15 protein-coding genes are annotated in these 19,313 nt (G+C 46.5%); 12 read left to right on the top strand and 3 right to left on the bottom strand.

Features of this window, described 5'->3' with window-relative positions:
* Nucleotides 1-491 precede the first annotated feature (491 nt).
* Both AC2Q9J_RS10125 and AC2Q9J_RS10120 read left to right on the top strand, forming a co-directional pair.
* The gene (locus tag AC2Q9J_RS10125) at nucleotides 492-1,028 is read left to right on the top strand and encodes an RNA polymerase sigma factor (protein ID WP_210017907.1); all 537 of its coding nucleotides are present in this window, start codon (nucleotides 492-494) and stop codon (nucleotides 1,026-1,028) included.
* Nucleotides 1,029-1,163: 135 nt separating this feature from the next.
* The gene (locus tag AC2Q9J_RS10120; RefSeq protein WP_499039528.1) at nucleotides 1,164-2,615 is read left to right on the top strand and encodes a phospholipase D family protein; all 1,452 of its coding nucleotides are present in this window, start codon (nucleotides 1,164-1,166) and stop codon (nucleotides 2,613-2,615) included.
* A gap of 206 nt (nucleotides 2,616-2,821) precedes the next feature.
* Here the strand turns inward: AC2Q9J_RS10120 and AC2Q9J_RS10115 are convergent, their stop codons facing one another.
* Nucleotides 2,822-4,387 (bottom strand): ABC-F family ATP-binding cassette domain-containing protein, encoded by a 1,566-nt coding sequence (locus AC2Q9J_RS10115; RefSeq protein WP_499039526.1) that lies wholly within the window; start codon nucleotides 4,385-4,387, stop codon nucleotides 2,822-2,824.
* A gap of 127 nt (nucleotides 4,388-4,514) precedes the next feature.
* Entirely contained in the window at nucleotides 4,515-4,697 is a 183-nt protein-coding gene (locus tag AC2Q9J_RS10110) for an SE1832 family protein (protein WP_084244100.1), read from the bottom strand.
* Between the two features lie 160 nt (nucleotides 4,698-4,857).
* Between AC2Q9J_RS10110 and AC2Q9J_RS10105 the strand changes: the two genes are divergently transcribed.
* Nucleotides 4,858-6,684: a cation:proton antiporter gene (locus tag AC2Q9J_RS10105; RefSeq protein WP_499039524.1), complete on the top strand. Its 1,827-nt coding sequence runs from the start codon at nucleotides 4,858-4,860 to the stop codon at nucleotides 6,682-6,684.
* A gap of 164 nt (nucleotides 6,685-6,848) precedes the next feature.
* Nucleotides 6,849-7,412, top strand: a complete 564-nt coding sequence (locus AC2Q9J_RS10100) for an NADPH-dependent FMN reductase (RefSeq protein WP_499039522.1) — start codon at nucleotides 6,849-6,851, stop codon at nucleotides 7,410-7,412.
* Nucleotides 7,413-8,110: 698 nt separating this feature from the next.
* On the opposite strand, the gene AC2Q9J_RS10095 is transcribed toward AC2Q9J_RS10100, so the two are convergent.
* Entirely contained in the window at nucleotides 8,111-9,058 is a 948-nt protein-coding gene (locus tag AC2Q9J_RS10095) for a nuclease-related domain-containing protein (protein ID WP_499039521.1), read from the bottom strand.
* A 153-nt stretch (nucleotides 9,059-9,211) separates the two neighbouring features.
* Here AC2Q9J_RS10095 and AC2Q9J_RS10090 point away from each other — a divergent pair, with 153 nt between their 5' ends.
* The 8 genes from AC2Q9J_RS10090 (at nucleotide 9,212) to AC2Q9J_RS10055 (ending at nucleotide 19,278) form a co-directional block, all read left to right on the top strand.
* Nucleotides 9,212-11,371, top strand: a complete 2,160-nt coding sequence (locus AC2Q9J_RS10090; RefSeq protein WP_499039519.1) for a DNA topoisomerase III — start codon at nucleotides 9,212-9,214, stop codon at nucleotides 11,369-11,371.
* Between the two features lie 64 nt (nucleotides 11,372-11,435).
* Nucleotides 11,436-11,927 carry a Cys-tRNA(Pro) deacylase gene (ybaK, locus tag AC2Q9J_RS10085; protein WP_499039517.1) on the top strand — a complete coding sequence of 164 codons (492 nt, stop codon included), beginning with the start codon at nucleotides 11,436-11,438 and terminating at the stop codon, nucleotides 11,925-11,927.
* 88 nt (nucleotides 11,928-12,015) lie between these two features.
* Nucleotides 12,016-12,654 (top strand): YczE/YyaS/YitT family protein, encoded by a 639-nt coding sequence (locus tag AC2Q9J_RS10080; protein ID WP_499039515.1) that lies wholly within the window; start codon nucleotides 12,016-12,018, stop codon nucleotides 12,652-12,654.
* Nucleotides 12,655-12,736: 82 nt separating this feature from the next.
* On the top strand, nucleotides 12,737-13,372 hold the full coding sequence (locus AC2Q9J_RS10075) for a class I SAM-dependent DNA methyltransferase (protein ID WP_499039513.1): 636 nt from the start codon (nucleotides 12,737-12,739) through the stop codon (nucleotides 13,370-13,372).
* A gap of 14 nt (nucleotides 13,373-13,386) precedes the next feature.
* Nucleotides 13,387-13,860, top strand: a complete 474-nt coding sequence (locus AC2Q9J_RS10070; protein ID WP_499039511.1) for an S-ribosylhomocysteine lyase — start codon at nucleotides 13,387-13,389, stop codon at nucleotides 13,858-13,860.
* 11 nt (nucleotides 13,861-13,871) lie between these two features.
* Nucleotides 13,872-14,804 carry a PLP-dependent cysteine synthase family protein gene (locus AC2Q9J_RS10065; RefSeq protein WP_499039509.1) on the top strand — a complete coding sequence of 311 codons (933 nt, stop codon included), beginning with the start codon at nucleotides 13,872-13,874 and terminating at the stop codon, nucleotides 14,802-14,804.
* On the top strand, nucleotides 14,804-15,937 hold the full coding sequence (locus tag AC2Q9J_RS10060) for a bifunctional cystathionine gamma-lyase/homocysteine desulfhydrase (protein ID WP_499039507.1): 1,134 nt from the start codon (nucleotides 14,804-14,806) through the stop codon (nucleotides 15,935-15,937). Before AC2Q9J_RS10065 ends, AC2Q9J_RS10060 begins: the two co-directional genes overlap by 1 nt.
* Nucleotides 15,938-16,113: 176 nt before the next feature.
* Nucleotides 16,114-19,278 (top strand): hypothetical protein, encoded by a 3,165-nt coding sequence (locus tag AC2Q9J_RS10055; RefSeq protein WP_499039505.1) that lies wholly within the window; start codon nucleotides 16,114-16,116, stop codon nucleotides 19,276-19,278.
* Nucleotides 19,279-19,313: the final 35 nt, after the last annotated feature.

The raw sequence follows: 19,313 nt of genomic DNA, 5'->3' as shown, positions 1-19,313 counted from the left end.
GTTTTGTTTCATTGGTTTTAGAATATAAATGACATTAATTGTTTCAATATAGTGTGAATCAGTAAGTTTTAATAGTCGATATTCCGCAAAACAGCTTCGCTTGCCTGGTGGCTTGCGCTGAGCTAACTCGTGCTCAGTACTCTTCGCCCGAGTGGATTTCAGCACTTCGCTTGGTCACCTGGGCGTCTTCGCTGTTTTGCTCCATTTCTCTAGAGAATTCTCTAAGCGCCGGCGCGCCCATGGAGCAGGCGAATGCCAACGGAGCGGAAGACGAGTGAACTTCTCGGCTTATTGCGACGAGCTTGCGCAGGAGCATAATCTTTGCCCTTGTCCTAAGCGCCGAAGCGATAAGTGAAAAAGTATTTTCCGCTTATATTAAACTAGTCTCTTCATTACACAAATGTAAGCTAAATGAAAGCGGAAGCGATAGAGTGAAAGGTTCTTTTCCGGCACAATAAGGTCAATAAGAAAAACGGACGGAGGAACTAAACATGGAAAGTTTATATACAGAATACAACCGCTACATTTATCATTTATGCTTAAAACTGACACGCAATAAGGTGGAGGCGGAAGACCTTATGCAGGAAGTTTGGCTGAAAGTGGTGCGATATGAAGCTTCGATCAAGGAAGTGGATCATGTCAAAGCCTGGTTGACGACAATCTGTATGAATACTTTCCGTGACCGCTACCGCAAAAATGTGCGCCGCAGCAAACATGTCCAGCAGCAGCCGGAAGGTCTGGATATTTCATTGCTTGACCTGATTCCATCAGATAACGCAGGAGCACCTGAACTATTGGAGCAGCAGGATGTATCTGTTTTGCTCCAGAATAAGATTTCGCAATTGGATTCGATCTACCGGACGACGATTGTATATTTCTATGTGCATCAATTATCATTGATCGAAATTGCGGAAGCGATGAAAGTATCAATCGGCACAGTCAAATCCCGTCTTTTCCGAGGCAAGCAGAGACTTAAGGATTTATTGCTTGAAGACGTTCAAACGCGCGAGTATGTATTGCCCGCTTGATAAATGGAATCTTGTTTCTTCTATAGTAAAGTCAGTATGATGTGCCGGAAATCCGGCGCATTTTTTTATGGAAAAAATTTAAAGAAATTTCTCTTCATCTGAAGTAATATTAAGGGAGATGAGGGGGATTTTAGAATGAGAAAAAGAGTGGCCGGCTGGAGTAAGCGCAAAAGGATAATTATGGGTATTATCGGAGTGCTTGCAATGATGTATATCGGTGTTATTGTTTGGCACACCATAAAACCTTTACCTGATGGGCTGAATTATGCAGGGGACCTTCACCGGGTGGAAGATGTGGAAATGATTTATGATCTGTCATTTGCACAGAATCAAAAAGGGACTAACTTAAAGCATGAACTGCGTATATTTGATGAAATTTACGGGATGATTGAAGACGCTGAAGGATTCGTTGTCATCGATTTGTTCCTGTTTGATAATTATACAGATCAGGAAATCGATTTTCCGGTGGTTGCGGAAACATTGACGGACAAGCTGCTAGCTAAAAAAGAAGAGGATCCTGATTTCCCGATTTATTTCATAACTGATCCGCTGAATTTTGGATATGGTTCGTATGAAAGCCAGCTGCTTGGCACCATGAGGGACGAAGGCATCGAGGTAATTGTCACGGATTTGGATAAGCTGCGTGATTCGACTCCTTTGTATTCGGGTTTATATCGTGTGATTTTCCAATGGTTTGATGCTGGTGGAAAAGGGTGGCTGCCGAATGGAATGTCGAGCGAAGCACCTGATTTGACTGTTTCTTCTTATTTAAAAATGATGAACATCAAAGCGAATCACCGCAAAGCGGTCATTACGGAAAAAGAAGCGATCATCAGTTCTGCTAATCCTCACAATGCGAGCGGATTGCATGGCAATATGGCTTTCAAAGTAACAGGGCCAGTATTGAACGACATCTTGGAATCGGAAGAAGCGGTCTCGTTATTTTCTGATGGCCCGGAACTGCCTCGTGTGGAAGCTGAAGAGCAAAGCGGCGATTATCAGGTTCAATATGTAACGGAGAAGAAAGTTCTTGATTCGTTATTGGAAGACATTGAGAAGACGGAAGAAGGCGACAGCATCCATCTGGCTATGTTCTATATAGCGGAAGGGGATGTGGTTCAGGCGTTGACCGATGCGGCCAACCGCGGTGTGGATGTCAGAATGGTGCTCGACCCTAATGAAAATGCTTTCGGCACCGAAAAAACGGGTTTGCCGAACCGTCCAGCTGTCCATGAGATGCTGGAAAACACCGATGGAAAAATCGACGTCCGCTGGTACAACGCGGTGGTCGGGCAATTCCATACAAAATCAATCATGATCAAAACAGCTGAAGAAAGTTATATATCTGGAGGCTCGACCAATTACACAGAGCGGGCGTTCAAGAATTATAATCTTGAGAACAACCTTCGCATCATTGCGCCAAATGACAGTGAGCTGGTCGGTGAAATGGACGCTTATTTCGAACGATTGTGGGAGAACGAAGATGCGCTCTATACATTGGATGCAGATGCCTACCAGGACACGTTTACTTTCTGGCAACGGGGAATCTACGGATTCCAGAAGATATTCAAGTTGACGACCTATTAAGGAGAAAAGCGACGGCAAGAGATAGCTCAAACTTGTTTGAGCTATCTCTTGCGACGAAGCAGCGTAGCGATGCAACGCCCTTTCATGTCTCGAAGCCAGCGTCAGCGATGCAGAGACAGGAGCAGCCTTTTTCTCGAGGAGTTGGCCTTTGGAGTCTGGACACAAAAAAGTTCACTTCCCAAAATAGGGAGGTGAACTTTTTTGCTTTACTTAATTTGCGGTTCCTGGCCGGCTGCGATCCATTCTTCAACATCCCAGACTTTAGTGGCAAGTCCTTCGTAGAATTCAGGTTCGTGGCTGACCAGCACGATTGTGCCTTTATAAGCTTGCATTGCGCGTTTCAATTCAGCTTTTGCATCGATATCCAAGTGGTTTGTCGGTTCATCGAACAGCAACCAATTGCTTTCTTCGAGCATCAATTTGCACAAACGGACTTTCGCCTGTTCGCCACCACTCAATTGTTTCATTGAACGGGAAATATGCTCGTTCTTCAAGCCTGTGCGCGCCAATGCTCCGCGTACCTGGCCCTGGTCCATGCTCGGGTAAGCGGACCAGATTTCGTCAAGCGGTGTATGGTCCGGGGCTTTGACTTCCTGTTCGAAATAACTCGGAGTCAAATATTCGCCGCGGATCACATCGCCGTCGAGCGGTTTGATCTTGCCAAGCATCGTTTTCAGCAGCGTTGATTTACCGACGCCGTTCATGCCGACCAAAGCAATCTTCTCGCCGCGTTCAATCATGAACGACAAAGGCGGCAATAGAGGCTTGTCATAACCGATGGATAACGATTCAGCTTCCACCACATAGCGGCTCGGGCTGCGCGTTTCCTTGAAAGCGAATTGCGGTTTTGCCGCCACTTCCGGTTTGTCGATGCGGTCCATCCGGTCCAGCTGTTTCTGGCGTGACTTCGCGCGTCCCGTTGTCGAAGCGCGTGCTTTGTTCTTCGCAATGAACGTTTCGGTTTTTTTGATCATTTCTTCTTGTTTTTCGTAAGCATCCAGATGCTGCTTTTTGGCAAGCTCTGCAAGTTCGATGAATTTCTCGTAAGTGGCTGTATAGCGCGACAAACGTGAGAACTCCAAGTGGAAAATGACGTCCGTCACGGAACTCATGAATTCTGTATCATGCGAAATCAACAGGAAAGCATGCGGGTAGTTTTTCAGGTAATTGACGAGCCACTGGATATGCTCTTCATCCAGATAGTTGGTTGGCTCATCGAGCAGCAAAACTTTCGGTTTCTCCAAAAGCAATTTAGCCAGCAGCAATTTCGTGCGCTGTCCGCCGGATAATGCTTCGACCGGGCGTTCAAGTCCGATCGCATCCAGACCGAGTCCGCGTGCAATTTCTTCGATTTTTACGTCAAGTGTATAGAAATCCCCGGCGTCAAGCGCATCCTGCACTTCAGCCATTTCATCCATCAATGCCTCGAGATCGGCATCTTCTTCGCCCATCTTCATGGCAATTTCGTTCAATTCTTCTTCTTTTTTATACAGCGGCAAAAAAGCATCCTGCATTGTTTGGCGTATTGTACGCCCCGGCTCCAGCTGTGTATGCTGGTCCAAATAACCGTAATGCGTTTTAGGCTGCCATTCAACGCGGCCGTTGTCATGGATCAGTTTACCTGTCAAAATGTTCATCATTGTCGATTTGCCCACGCCGTTTGCGCCGACAAGTCCGACATGTTCGCCTTCAACCAAACGGAAAGAGACATCGTTGAACAATGTCCGGTCGCCGAATGTATGGCTTAAATTTTCTACTGTCAATAAACTCATGTAAGTAATTCCTCCATTTATAGCTGTAAAGCCCGGCCTTTTCGCGACCGTCCACAGTGTTCGATATATCCAGTATTCCTAAACTGCAATATTGATATTACGGAAAACACTCAAAAAAAAACCGCGGTTACAAATCCGCGAGTTTCTTGTTTAATTCCGCTAATTGTTGTTCCATCCGTTCGAGGCGCTGTTCAGCCTTCTCCACCATTTTGGCGTGTCCAGTCGTTTCAAGTTTCTCGATGTCGCCTTGATGGCGCACGTAATCCATCTTCAATTCGGCAATTTCGTTTTCGATTTCCTGCCTGTTCACATAATCACCTGCATTTTTCCTTCATTATAGCATAAATTGGTGGAATTAAAATCATTTCGTTTTGGCTTACGGCTTTTAATTGAGGGAATAAAAAACGTATAATGTTGAAAAAAGATTAAAAAGGAGGCGAAAGCCAATCGATACTTTATTGTTTGATCTAATGTTAATCATCTTTCTCGGGGTGATTTCCCAATGGCTGGCCTGGCGCTTTCGCTTGCCCGCAATTGTTTTAATGTCTATAGCCGGCTTGCTGGTCGGCCCCATTTTAAACATCATCCATCCGGAAGAAAGCTTCGGCGAGTTATTCAAGCCTGTCATTTCACTGGCAGTTGCCATCATCCTTTTTGAAGGAAGTTTGAACTTGAACTTCAAAGAAATCCGGGGATTCAATAAACCGGTCTGGCGGATTGTGACACTCGGTGCTTTTATCGCCTGGATCTGCGGATCGCTGGCAGCTCATTACATAGCTGGATTGTCATGGGCAGTGGCATTTGTCATCGGCGGTTTGTTCATTGTTACAGGCCCGACTGTCATCTTGCCATTGCTTCGGCAGGCAAAACTGAAAGCACGCCCGGCGGCGATTTTAAAATGGGAAGGGATCATCGTCGATCCATTCGGCGCTTTGCTGGCTTTATTCGCGTTCCAATTCGTGCTGTTCGCGATTGGTGATGAGACGGCTGCTGCCTTTGGTCTATTCTTCCTGGCTTCTTTATTCGCTGTAGCGCTGGGAGCAGGCGTCGGCTGGCTGCTCGGCTGGATGTTCGAAAAAGGGCAGGTGCCTGAATTCCTGAAAGCACCGATCGTTTTCGGTGTCGTGCTGCTGACATTCGTGCTGGCGGATATCGTCATGCATGAAACCGGGCTTTTGGCGGTCACCGCAATGGGAATGGTGATGGCCAATATGCATATCGCATCCATAAATGATATGCGGCATTTCAAAGAGAACATTTCAGTGTTGCTGATTTCGAGTATCTTCGTTATGCTGACGGCTTCGTTAAGTCTCGATGTCCTGATTGAAATTTTCAATTGGCGGATTATCGCCTTCGTACTGGCGACATTATTCGTGGTAAGGCCGCTATCGATTTGGCTTTCGACGATCGGTACGGATCTGACGAACCAAGAGAAGACGCTCATCGGCTGGATCGCGCCGCGCGGTATAGTCGCATTGACCGTTTCGGGTTATTTTGCGGGCGTCCTGCTGGATGCGGGATTCGAGGATGCTGAGCTCTTGACGGCGCTGACATTCGCACTCGTCTTCTCAACTGTTGTAGTCCACGGTTTTACAATCGGCTGGCTGGGCCGCAAACTGGATTTGGCCACCGGGGACTCTCCTGGCATCATTATTGTCGGGGTCGGCAGATTTGCCCTGAAACTCGGCGAAGCCCTTTCCGAATACAATAAAAACCTCTTGATCATGGATCCTTCCTGGGGGAGGCTGCAGCCTGCGCGCCTTGCGGGAATGAAAACATTCACCGGTGAAATCCTTTCCGAGCACACGGAATATGAACTGGATATGACCCCTTATGAAACCATGATAGTAGCGTCGGAAATCGATTCTTATAACGCCCTCGTCACGAACAATTATGTTCCTGAATTCGGCAGGGAAAATCTTTATAAGACAGCGATTCACCAAGGCGACCCGGGAGATTATCATTCTTCGCTGAAAGGCAGAACTCTTTTCGGGCATGAATGGAATATTCATGAGCTGGATATGAAAGCCGAAGAAGGTTATACAATCCGAAAAACTCAATTGACTGAACAATACACCTATGAAGATTACAAGAAAAAATGGAGTGCTGACACGATTCTGCTGTTCATTTACCGGGAGCAGGGGAAAATTGAATTTTTCACAAGTGATAACTTCCCTGAACCGAAGCTTGGCGACACGGTGGTAAGCTTTACATCGCCGACCCGTCAATCCGACCGCATTCAGGAACGCTTGGAAAACAAGCGCGCCAAAAACAATGCGCCTCAGCCTAAAGAATGAAATCTAGACTTCATAAGGTTTTTCGATACGTATCCGCATACGCTGTTTGTTATGATGGAATAAAGTCGGGTTCGGTGAGGAATTTTTCATTTGGACTCGAATAAAAAATCATTGAGAGGCAGCCTGGCTGCCCAGTATATATGGACTCGAGGAGGAACAGTTTTATGAAGGTATTATTAGTGGACGGCACAATTGTGGGAAGAAAGACAGGCGCGGTATTGGAGCAGGTCAAAATGTATATTCAGGAATTCCAGCCTGATATGGAATTGGATATTCTGAGCCTGGCTGATTACGAGCATCAATTTGTGGATGGACGCCCACTTGGCGAATATAACAGCAGCATGCAGGAACTTGCCCGCCGCTTCAACGAGGCGGACGGCTACATCATTGCATCACCGATTTTCCAGGGTTCTATTCCAGGCGTCCTGAAAAACACATTCGACTTGCTGCATCCGCATACGATGCGCTATAAGCCAGTATCGATCGTCGCAAACGGCGGAACTTACCAGCATCACTTGGTAATTGAAAATCAGCTCAAGCCGATTCTCGATTACTTCCGCTGCCTGGTGACGCCGAACTACGTCTACACACACACAAGCCATTTTGATGCTGACAACAACATCATCAGTGAAGACGTCCACGACCGCCTTCGCGAACTGGCCCGTGTTTTCGTGCAATACGCCGAAATGAGCAAGCACCTATCCAAAGAAACACTGGACCAACACTAAGGTTCCTTATGAAAAAGCCTCCTGCGGGAGGCTTTTTTGCGTGGCGTAGATATTTGTGGGGACAGAAGCTGTTGAGTTCAAGAGAAAAATGGATGCTTTTCGCCTTGCGAAAAGCGGAAAACCGTGAGTTCAAGAACAATAGTGGGTGTTTTTTCGCGGGGGGAAATGTTCTTTGGGTTTTATTATGTAGGCTATGTTTTATATAGATCTCTAAACTTGTGATCGGTTGATGCAGAAACTGTCATGCAATGCTAAGTTCAAAAGAAAAATGGATGCTTTTCGCCTAAGCCCGGACGAAAAGCGAGAAACCATAAGTTCAAGACCCCAGCGGACGTTTTCGCATGGCGAAAACGTCCTGGTTTTGAAGGAATCTTCGCCTTGGCGAAGATTTTTTCCATTTAAGGGGTTGGTTTGGTTGTGCTTGTTGGAAATTGGTTGATTTGGGCATGATTTGGTCGTGAAAGAGTCGCTTGGGTACCGAAATTTGAATGGCAAATGAGATTATGGGCTGAAATCCAGGAGAATCTATGGTGCAATCGGACATGTAAAGGGTTTTGCTGGATTTTATTAACAGTTATAAAAATGTGAATTCCAGTAAAAGAGCTTACTGTCCATTAGGGAGCAAATACTGTCCATTAGAGGTCAAATACTGTCCATTATCACTCCTTTACTGTCCATTAGCGTAGAAATACTGTCCATTACTTAAAAACCTCTGGAATCAGGTAAAGCCTATCTTTAAAACTGCCTTTAATTTCCATATTCAATCCAGTTAACATCTTAGAAGCTATTGAAATAGAAGTGAGACCTGTAAAATCCCGGAATTCACGATTTGAGATAGTCTCAGATATTAATACTCGATATTGCAGTAACGCGTCTAGATGAGCCAAAGGATTTTTATAGGTGCATTGGCTACATCTCCAAGCTCTTTTATCATAATGAAGTACTTTATCGCACTGGCGACATAGCACACCCCTCCTCAAACCCGCCGGAACCTCTATCCGCCGCAACTCCCTCTTCGAATGCCTCTCCAAAAGCTTACCAGCCAGATGCCGCGTTTTACGCGCAGTCAATATCTCATCAGGATATTTCGCAAGCAGTTGATCCACCAAAAATGGCAAACCCGACGACTGGATGATGATGCGGTTTTTCGGCCGGCTGTTTACAATAGAGGACGGATAAGTGAATACAATAAGGCCAATGACAGGAAGCGATACTTTTTGCGATGTCAAAAACTGCTGCACGAATTTCTCATGGCGGCGGATCTGGTCATCGGGATTGTTCATGCCGTCGATGCTGCCGTCTTTATTGGTACGGGAAAATTGGCGCAGCTGAGGGTCGAAATTCAGCTCGCCTGCAATGGATTTTATTTCAAGCAGCAAGACGAAACGGCTGGTGACGAGCACGGTATCGATCTGATGGGAGGACTTGGGCTTTTGGATGTAGAGATCTTGTATAAAGTAATGGGGAGTTTCAATAGGAATGTCATAGAAAAGGGAATCGACGCGCTGTTCACCGTGGAAGCCGGCAGACATTCGACGAAGTTTTTCGGTCCATTGGGGAAATAGGGGATGGACGATGGGTAAACGTTGCAGCAGGCTTTCGAGCTGCAGAATTTCAGGTGGCTGGTGACGCTCTTTAAGTATCAATAATTATCATCTCCTTCATCTGAATATAGCTGAACTAAATTCACATAGCAAGAAAATTCCGACTACTCCCAAACTACACTCTCCAATCACCCCACACCACCCATAAAACAGAAAATGTTATAATAGCCAAATGAGAAATGAGGGTGAATAGAAATGAAATCAATCGTATTAGCGGAAAAGCCATCGGTGGCACGCGACATTGCACGGGTGCTCGGATGCAATCAGAAAGGCAACGGCTATCTGGAAGGCAAGCAGTATATTGTAACGTGGGCGCTGGGCCATTTGGTAACGCACGCACAGCCGGAGCAATATGACAATGACTTCAAGGAATGGAAGATGGAAAATCTGCCGATCCTGCCGAAGCCGTTCAAGCTGGTGCCGATCAAACAATCAATGAAACAATATAACGCAGTGAAATCGCAGCTCAGCCGAGGTGACGTTAAAGAAGTCATCATCGCGACGGATGCCGGGCGCGAAGGGGAACTCGTGGCGCGCTGGATCCTGGAGAAAACGAATACGCGAAAACCAGTCAAGCGCTTGTGGATCTCATCAGTAACAGACAAAGCGATCAAAGACGGCTTTAATAATCTAAAAGACGGCAAAGCCTACGAAAACCTTTACCAGGCGGCAGTCGCAAGAGCCGAGGCTGATTGGGTCGTCGGCATCAACGCCACTCGTGCGTTAACGGTAAAATATAACGCGCAATTATCAACGGGCCGCGTGCAGACGCCGACGCTTGCGATGATTGCAGAGCGCGAACAGCAGATCCGCAACTTCCAGCCGAAACCGTATTACGGTATGCAGGCGATTACGGACCAGGCCGCATTCACGTGGACAGACGGCAATTCAACGCAGTCGTTTGATAAGGAGAAAATCGATCGTTTATTCGCGAAGCTCGACAACACACATGAAGGCACCGTGACAGATATCAAGATCACGCCGAAAAAACAGCCGGCACCGCCTTTATTCGACTTGACCGAATTGCAGAAAGAGGCGTATAAACGCTATGGCTGGTCGGCGAAAGAAACGCTCAACACGCTGCAGAACCTTTATGAGCGCTATAAGATCGTGACGTATCCGCGGACGGATTCGAAGCATCTGACATCTGATATGAAAGACACGCTGAAAGACCGCATCAAAGCCGTGCAGACGGGACCATACCGCTCCCTTGCGGCAACGGTACTGAAATCGCCGATCGCAGCACAAAAAGGTGTTATCGATGATGCGAAAGTGTCCGATCACCACGCGATTATTCCGACCGAGGAAAATCCGCCGCTGCACGAGCTGTCGGCGAATGAGCATAAATTATACGATATGATCGTCAAGCGCTTCCTGGCGGTATTCTATCCGCAGTATGAGTACGACCAGACGACGGTTAAACTGACTGCCGGCGGTGAAACGTTCCAAGCGAAAGGCAATACGGTACGCAATGAAGGCTGGAAACGCATCTACCTGGATGACGATGAAGACAAGGACACGACCTTGCCGAAATTTGAAAAAGGGCAGACCCTGAAAATCAAAGGCATCTCCCTGACAGAAGGCAAAACCAAGCCGCCCGCTTTCTTCAATGAAGGAACGCTGCTCGGCGCGATGGAAAATCCGGCGCAGTTCATGGCAGGTGAATCAAAGGAATTGATCAAGACACTTGGCGAAACAGGCGGACTCGGAACAGTAGCGACCCGCGCCGATGTCATCGATAAATTGTTCAACACGTTCCTGATTGAGAAAAAAGGCAAGGATTTAACGATTACGTCAAAAGGCCGCCAGCTTCTTGAGCTCGCTCCCGAAGATCTGAAGTCACCGAAACTGACAGCTGATTGGGAACAGCAGCTGACGAAAATCGCCAAAGGGCAGATGAAGAAGAACGAATTCATGCAGGAAATGATCCGGTTTGCCGAGAAATCAGTATCTGATATTAAAAAGAGCGACAAGAAATTCAAGCACGACAATGTCACCGGCAAAATGTGCCCGGATTGCGGCAAGCCGCTTCTTGAAGTCAACGGCAAACGCGGCAAGATGAATGTCTGCCAGGACCGCGAATGCGGCTACAAGAAACAAGTGGCGATGCTGACGAACGCGCGCTGCCCGAACTGCCATAAGAAACTGGAAATGCAGGGCGAAGGCGACGGCAAGATTTTCGTCTGCAAATGCGGACATCGCGAGAAACTGTCGGCATTTGAAAAACGCAAAAAATCCGGCAAGTCCAAAGCAACCAAGAAAGACGTCAATAAATACTTGAAACAGCAGGACGAGCCACCGCAAAATACAGCAATGGCCGAAGCGCTGAAAAAATTAATGAACCAGAACGATTAGAAATATTTTGAAAATGGTGGTAAGCTGATTTTATGATTACAGTTACCAGATAAGGAGCGCCGCCATGGGAAAAAAGATTGCAAAAACCAATGCTGCAAGAATCCTTGATAAAGAAAATATCCCTTATGACATCATTCATTATGAAATTGAAGATGGTCTGGTGGATGGTGTATCAGTCGCTGCCAAAATAGGCCATCCAGAAGAAATGGTCTATAAGACGCTGGTGGCTGCGGGATCTTCCAAACAGCATTATGTGTTTGTGATTCCGGTGGCTGAAGAATTGAATTTAAAGGCAGCTGCAAAAGCAGCAGGCGAAAAGAAAATCGAAATGGCGCCGGTCAGAGACATACTGGTACTGACCGGATATGTGCGGGGCGGCTGTTCGCCGGTCGGCATGAAAAAGCCGTTTCCGACGTTTATTGCCCGGCAGGCGGAAAACCAGAAAGAGATTATCGTATCCGCCGGAAAAATCGGCATGCAGATTAAAATTGAACCCGCTAAATTGCTGGAAGTAACTGATGGGCGATATGCAGAGCTGACAGTGAAAGACGATTGATCCGGATTTCCACCCATTGCTTCAAATGGGTGGATTTTTCTTAAGCCGGAAGGAATGATGAACAATCAGTGAAAGAAGGGGCTTAATGATGAGAACGTTGTTTTACCGCTGGCTGTTCTTTCTCAGCGGATTAATTATACTGGCACTGGGATTCACAATGATTATCAAGGCCAATAAACTTGGAATCGGTCCCTGGGATGTGCTGCATGTCGGATTGTTCATGAATTTTGGATTGACAATCGGCACCTGGTCGATTCTTGTCGCATTTATATTGATCATCATCTCCACCATCTCACAGCGGAGGCTGCCGCAAATCGGCACTTTCCTGAACATGATCCTGATCGGTGTATTCATCGATATCTATTATTTCCTGATTCCCGATATTCCTTCGATCACAGGGCAGGTCTTGATCCTGATCGGGGGTATTATCGTTTCCGGCTTCGGCGTGGGCATCTATGTAGCACCGAAAATCGGAGCGGGCCCAAGGGACAGCTTGATGCTGGTGCTGATGCAGAAAACCGGTTTAAGCGTCACTGTTGTGCGCGCTGGAATCGAAATCACTGCCGCGCTGATTGGCTGGGCGCTTGGCGGTCCGGTCGGCATCGGCACGATAGCGGTGGCTCTTATAACTGGCAGAATCGTTCAATTCACCTTGCCGCAAGCCGAAGCTTTATTGAAAAAAATCATTGAAAAGAAAGATGAACTGCCGCCGGTTTTGAAAGTTTGAAACCGGCGCTTCTTTATGTTATAAATAAAGCCGAGTAAAACTATTGGTTTTATGTACAATAAAGCCGAAAAGGAGCAAATTTATGGGACGCGAGTTCGTAACGATATTCGATGAATGGGTTCACACCTATGATGAGTCAGTTAGTGGAAATGATGCGGAATACAGAGATGTGTTCTTTAAATATGAAGATATACTGCAAGCCGTGGCCGATGCGGCAATAAGTCCAGTGATTGAATTTGGTGTTGGAACGGGCAACCTGACTGAAAAATTGCTTGCCAAGGGATATGAAGTTTCGGGCATCGAGCCGAACGCGGCAATGCGCGAAGTAACAAATGAGAAGTTGAAGGATGCAGCGATCATAGATGGAGACTTCTTGGAATTCGATCTGCCGTTGCAGCCGAAATCTTTGGTCAGCTCCTATGCGTTTCACCATCTGACGGATGCGGAAAAAGCTGAGGCGTTCAACTTGTACGCGGAACTGCTTCCGACAGGCGGAAAAGTGGTATTCGCGGATACATTATTCCAGTCAAAAGAAGCGCAGCAGGAAGTGATTGACTTTGAAAAGTCACGCGGTCATGATAACCTTGTAGAAGATTTAAACCGTGAATATTACACGACTTTGCCTGTGATGAAAGGACTGATTGAACAGGCAGGATTCACGGTAGAGTTCACACAGCTGAACAATTATGTCTGGCTGATTGACAGCATTAAAAATTAAAGGAGACGATCCCATTGAAAAAAATGAACGTTGAAAGTTTTAACCTCGACCATACAAAAGTAGTGGCGCCATATGTACGTCTTGCAGGAGAAAAAACGGGAGCGAACGGAGATACGATCCGCAAATACGATATCCGTTTCAAGCAGCCGAACAAAGAACATATGGAAATGCCAGGACTTCATTCGTTGGAGCATATGATGGCAGAACACAGCCGCAACCATTCAGACCAGATCATCGACATCGGGCCAATGGGCTGCCAAACAGGCTATTATCTTTCATTGATCAACCACGATGATTACGAAGATGTATTGCGCATCATCGAAAATACATTAAAAGATGTAATTGAAGCAGACGAAGTTCCAGCCTGCAATGAAGTGCAATGCGGCTGGGCAGCAAGCCACAGCTTAGAAGGCGCGAAAGAACTGGCGCGTGAAATGCTGGCGAAAAAAGACGAGTGGCACCAGGTGTTCGCTGAAGAAACTGTCTGAGGAGAATGACCATGAAATATGCTACCGGCATCCAGCAATTAATAGGTGAAACCCCATTACTCGAATTGACGAATATGGAAATTCCGAACAATTGCAGGATTTTCGCTAAACTAGAGTATTTTAATCCAGGGGGCAGTGTAAAAGACCGCCTGGGTGTTTCTTTAATAGAAGATGCCGAACGCCGGGGCGTATTGAAGCCCGGCGGCACAATGATTGAGCCGACTGCCGGAAACACAGGCATCGGCTTAGCTATTGCTGCTATCGGCAAAGGCTATAAAGTGAAGTTCGTCGTCCCGGAGAAATTCAGCCAGGAAAAACAGGGGCTGATGCGCGCACTTGGCGCAGAAGTCATCAATACACCGACTGAAAAAGGGATGAAGGGCGCAATTGAAAAAGCGCAGCAGCTTGCAAAAGACGAGCAGGCTTTTTCACCGTCTCAATTCTCGAATCCCGCAAATCCGGAAACATATGTCCGAACACTGGGCCCGGAATTATGGGAAGCACTTGATGGTGAAATCGATATATTTGTCGCGGGAGCAGGTTCCGGCGGCACTTTTATGGGGACATCCCGTTATTTGAAATCGCAAAACGCTGCTATTAAAACCGTAATCGTGGAACCGGAAGGATCCATTTTGAACGGCGGTGAATCCGGCCCTCATTTAACAGAAGGCATCGGTATGGAGTTTTTACCGGATTACATGGACACTTCATTATTCGAAGCGATCCATACGATTACCGACCGGGAAGCTTTCGCCGCTTTCAAGGAATTGGCGAAACGGGAAGGCTTATTGGTCGGCAGTTCTTCTGGCGCTGCATTCGTTGCAGCGTTAAGAGAAGCCGAAACCGCTGAACCCGGCAGCCATATCGTCACGGTTTTTGCGGATTCCAGCGAACGATATATGAGCCAGGATATTTATAATAAAACCTTCGAGGAGGAAAATTAATGAGAGCCAAGACGAGATTGATCCACGGCGGCATTTTTGGGGACGAAGCGACAGGCGCCGTTTCCACGCCGATTTACCAGGTAAGTACGTATAAACAGGAAGCTGTCGGCAAGTTCAAAGGCTATGAATATTCACGTACGGGCAACCCGACGCGCCATGCGCTTGAAGAGTTGATCGCGGACGTCGAATACGGACATGCCGGATTTGCATTCGGTTCAGGTATGGCGGCTATTTCATCTGTCATGATGCTGTTCTCCGCTGGAGACCACGTTATCCTGACTGACGATGTTTACGGCGGAACGTACCGTGTCATGAATAAAGTCCTGAACCGCTTTGGTCTGGAATTCACTTTTGTGGATACAGGGAACATGGAAGAAGTGGAAGCGGCAGTCAAAGAAAATACGAAAGCGATTTTCATCGAGACACCGACAAATCCATTATTGAAAGTGACCGATATTGAAGCAGTGGCGAAATTCGCTAAAACGAAGAACCTTCTGACGATTGTCGACAACACATTCATGACGCCATATTTGCAAAGCCCGATTAAACTTGGAGCTGATATTGTACTGCACAGCGCTACGAAATACATCGGCGGACACAGCGATGTTGTAGCGGGACTTGTCGTAGTGAACTCAGAGGAACTTGCTTCTGAACTGCACTTTGTTCAAAATTCAGTCGGCGCAATTTTAGGGCCGCAGGATTCATGGCTATTGATGCGCGGATTGAAAACACTCGGCATCCGCATGGAAGAGACGGGAAGCAATGCACAGAAAATTGCTGAATTCCTGCAAGGACATGACGCAGTAGGAACTGTCATTTACCCAGGTCTCTCTGACCACACCGGCCACAAATTGATGAAAAAGCAGGCCACCGGTTTTGGCGGCATGATTTCATTTGACGTTGGCAGCAAGGAAAAAGCTGGCGAGCTGTTGGCGAAGTTGAAATACTTCACACTTGCGGAAAGCCTGGGCGCGGTTGAAAGCCTGATCTCAGTTCCGGCACAGATGACGCATGCTTCGATTCCAGTCGAGCGCCGCGGCGAACTTGGCATCGTTGAAGGCTTGGTGCGGATTTCTGTCGGCATTGAAGACGTAGAAGATTTAATCGAAGATCTTGAACAGGCATTAAGCTAAAATCATAGTGAAATAAAAGGACAGCACTCGATATTTCGAGTGCTGTTTTTTGTTGCCTGATTGTCCGCCGGCTTTTATGAAATTTGTATTATGAAGGCATTTTTTTCTATCAATTTATTTATTATTTGTTATATACTTACAAAGAAAAATAAATTCACACGAGAGCAGGATACAACATGAAAAAAACGCTTCTAGGAGCGATTGTCATTATTGCCGTTTTTGCTTTACCGCTCCTGATCTGGGCAGCTCAAGACCATAAAAAATTGAATGTAGTGATTATAGACAAAACTGTACCTGTTGAAAATTACCGGGAACATAAGGGTTTGTCCTGGGTATTGAATCACAGCGGATTTCAGCAACCCGATGGAACAGCGTACCAGGCGGATTCGGATTATTTTGGCTTTATGCCAAATGAAAAAGCTGCTGAATACAGTATCAATGATATAACCGACCTTGATTCGGATTATGATTTAATTTATCTGGCAGATACATATGGTGTATATAAAGAAGACCTTTCTTGGCAGGAGGGGGACGATGAAAAATCGGAACTGATCTATGGCGGTTTGCAGATGGACGAATGGCAGGCGGTGAAGCAGCGTGTAATGGATGATGGGAGTGATCTGGTCGTCGAATTCAATACGCTGGCTTCGCCGACTGAAAAAGCCGTAAGCGCTGATGTGGAACAATTTCTGGGTATCAAGTGGAGCGGCTGGTCCGGCAGATACTTTCCGGATTTAACAGCGGGGGAAGAGGTGCCGGACTGGATTATCGCCAATTTCGAAAACGACGCTGACTGGCGGTTTACTGGCGGCGGCTTTGTGCTGGTCGAAGATGAAAGTGGAAAAATCATTGTTCTTTCTGAAGAGCAGGGGGACATTACAGAAGAAGGTTTGCATGTAAGTTTTACGGAATCGGGGAAAGCGGCTTTTGATTTGGCTGAAAGCCCGACTTTCGATTATTGGTTCGATATAAACGAAGCACAAGGAGCCGAAGTTCTAGCTGAATATGATTGGAAGCTTTCAGACAAGGGAGAGGAAATCCTTGCTGAACAGGGAATCCCAACAAGTTTTCCAGCGATGTTGAAAAAGAAGGTCAATGAATCCGATGTGTACTATTTTGCGGGAGACTTTGTGGATGTAGAAAATGTACCCTCTTTCTATCAGTACAGCGGGCTTGCGAAAATCAGGTCTTTCTTATCTCTCGATGCATTTGGCGGAGCCGACAATTTTTTTTGGAAGACTTATGTTCCTGTCATGCAAACTGTCCTTGCAGAGAGTTATGGGAAGAAGGAGCTGTCGGATAAGCAAGTATCCAATGCAGCTTCCAAACAAGGCATCTCATATCCGGCTCGTGTGGAAGGTGAGAAATTCGAAGTCTTTGAAAAGGGCGAATGGAAAGATTTCACCGTCAAAGGGGTCAATATGGGTATGGCCAAGCCGGGAACGTTCCCCGGTGAAGCGGCGATTACACGGGAAGAGTATGATAGGTGGTTTAAAGCGATCGGTGAAATGAATGCCAACGCTATCCGCGTATATACGATTCATCCCCCGGCATTTTACGAAGCTTTTGCCCAGTACAATAAAACAGCTGATACCCCGTTGTATTTATATCACGGGGTGTGGATTGATGAAGGGCCGCTTGAGGAGACGCTGGATGCTTTTACACCGGAAATTACGGAGAGCTTCCATCAGGAAATGAAAACCGCAGTGGATGTTATCCACGGCAATGCGGAAATTGAACAGAAGCCGGGACATTCTTCGGGCAAATACAAAGCGGATATTTCGGATTATGTCATCGGCTGGATAATCGGCATTGAATGGTATCCGATCACTGTTCACGAAATGGATCTCAAATATCCGGATCTCGGTGAGTTCTCCGGTACCTATATCGAAACTGCTGATGCCAATCCGATGGAGCATTGGCTTGCCCAGCAGCTGGATTTGCTTGCTGTGTATGAATATGAGAATTACGAAAGTATGCGCCCTTTAAGTTTTACAAACTGGGTGACAACGGACAATATCGAACAGCCTGCTGAACCAAGTGAACAGGAAGATCTGGCTGCAGTCGATCCGAACCATATCAAAACAAAAGGTGATCTGAAAGAAGCAGGTATGTTTGCTTCGTATCATGTCTATCCGTACTATCCGGATTTTCTCAATTTAGAAGAAAAATATACAGAGTTTATCGATCATCGTGGGGAACGGAATAATTACGCGGGATACCTTCGCGATTTGAATGAATCCCACGATATGCCAATTCTAATTGCGGAATTTGGCGTACCGGCATCACGCGGAATGACCCATGAAAATCCATTCGGCTGGAATCAAGGTTTTATTTCAGAGCGGGAGCAAGGGGAGATCGTCAGCCATTTGTATGAAGATATTCTGGAAGAGGAAATGCTCGGCGGCTTAGTTTTCACCTGGCAGGATGAATGGTTTAAACGGACATGGAACACGATGGATTATGATAATCCTGATGAACGTCCCTTCTGGTCAAACGCTCAGACCAATGAACAGCAATTCGGGCTGCTCAGCTTTGACCGTCATAAAGTGAAGGTGGACGGGAAAGATGATTGGCAGGAAGACACGGTTCTTTATGAAAAGGAAGATGGCGCACTTCGTTCACTGTCGATGGATTCGGATGAACGTTATGTATATGTGAAAGCGGAATTCGATCCGAAGGAAAAATGGTGGAAAGAAGATGAGTTGCGTCTGTATTTCAGTGTCCGCGAAAGCGAAGGAATCACTATGTCAGATGAATTTCTTGCCGATTTTGAGCTGACTGTAGACGGAGAAGAGGCTGCCATCAAAGTGGCAGGAGACTACGATACATTCTATTACGATTACCATACACGCCTGGAAATGCTGGAGGAGGAGCCGCAGATCGACCAGAACTTCCATCCGATTCGCCTGGCATTGAACAAGGCGTTTACAAGGCCGGATACTGGCGAAGAATTTCCATTCGATTATTATGAGACAGGCGAGCTGCGTTTCGGTATGGCTAATCCGGAACATGAAGATTATGATTCATTGAATGACTTCTATTATTCAACTGAAACGGGCGTTTTGGAAATTCGTATTCCATGGATGCTGTTAAATGCCAGGGACCCTGCTAAAAAAGAGTTTACAGGCGATTTGCTGAAAGACGGCATCGAAGCTAGTCAGACGGTCGAAGGAATAGCGGCTGCTGCTGTTCTTGAAAGTGAAGTCGGTGAGCCGGAGACGATGGGCTTGGATGATACCAGAATTTATTCGTGGGAAGAGTGGGGATTGCCGCAAACGCAAGAGCGCTTAAAACAGTCTTATTATATTCTGCAGGAGTTGTTTGAAAAAGTAGAGTGAAAAAAGGACCCTTAAAGGGGTCCTTTTTTTATGTG

This window comes from Planococcus sp. RAB007_Raresut, assembly GCF_057369535.1.
The sequence above is the reverse complement of the archived record's forward strand: the minus strand, read 5'-3'. Positions and strand labels throughout refer to the sequence as shown.

What these genes read in the sequence shown, in the direction of transcription:
- AC2Q9J_RS10125 (WP_210017907.1), top strand. Translation starts at nt 492, where the DNA reads ATGGAAAGTTTATATACAGAATACAACCGCTACATTTATCATTTATGC.
- AC2Q9J_RS10120 (WP_499039528.1), top strand. Translation starts at nt 1,164, where the DNA reads ATGAGAAAAAGAGTGGCCGGCTGGAGTAAGCGCAAAAGGATAATTATG.
- AC2Q9J_RS10115 (WP_499039526.1), bottom strand. Translation starts at nt 4,387, where the DNA reads ATGAGTTTATTGACAGTAGAAAATTTAAGCCATACATTCGGCGACCGG.
- AC2Q9J_RS10105 (WP_499039524.1), top strand. Translation starts at nt 4,858, where the DNA reads ATGTTAATCATCTTTCTCGGGGTGATTTCCCAATGGCTGGCCTGGCGC.
- AC2Q9J_RS10100 (WP_499039522.1), top strand. Translation starts at nt 6,849, where the DNA reads ATGAAGGTATTATTAGTGGACGGCACAATTGTGGGAAGAAAGACAGGC.
- AC2Q9J_RS10090 (WP_499039519.1), top strand. Translation starts at nt 9,212, where the DNA reads ATGAAATCAATCGTATTAGCGGAAAAGCCATCGGTGGCACGCGACATT.
- ybaK (WP_499039517.1), top strand. Translation starts at nt 11,436, where the DNA reads ATGGGAAAAAAGATTGCAAAAACCAATGCTGCAAGAATCCTTGATAAA.
- AC2Q9J_RS10080 (WP_499039515.1), top strand. Translation starts at nt 12,016, where the DNA reads ATGAGAACGTTGTTTTACCGCTGGCTGTTCTTTCTCAGCGGATTAATT.
- AC2Q9J_RS10075 (WP_499039513.1), top strand. Translation starts at nt 12,737, where the DNA reads ATGGGACGCGAGTTCGTAACGATATTCGATGAATGGGTTCACACCTAT.
- AC2Q9J_RS10065 (WP_499039509.1), top strand. Translation starts at nt 13,872, where the DNA reads ATGAAATATGCTACCGGCATCCAGCAATTAATAGGTGAAACCCCATTA.
- AC2Q9J_RS10060 (WP_499039507.1), top strand. Translation starts at nt 14,804, where the DNA reads ATGAGAGCCAAGACGAGATTGATCCACGGCGGCATTTTTGGGGACGAA.
- AC2Q9J_RS10055 (WP_499039505.1), top strand. Translation starts at nt 16,114, where the DNA reads ATGAAAAAAACGCTTCTAGGAGCGATTGTCATTATTGCCGTTTTTGCT.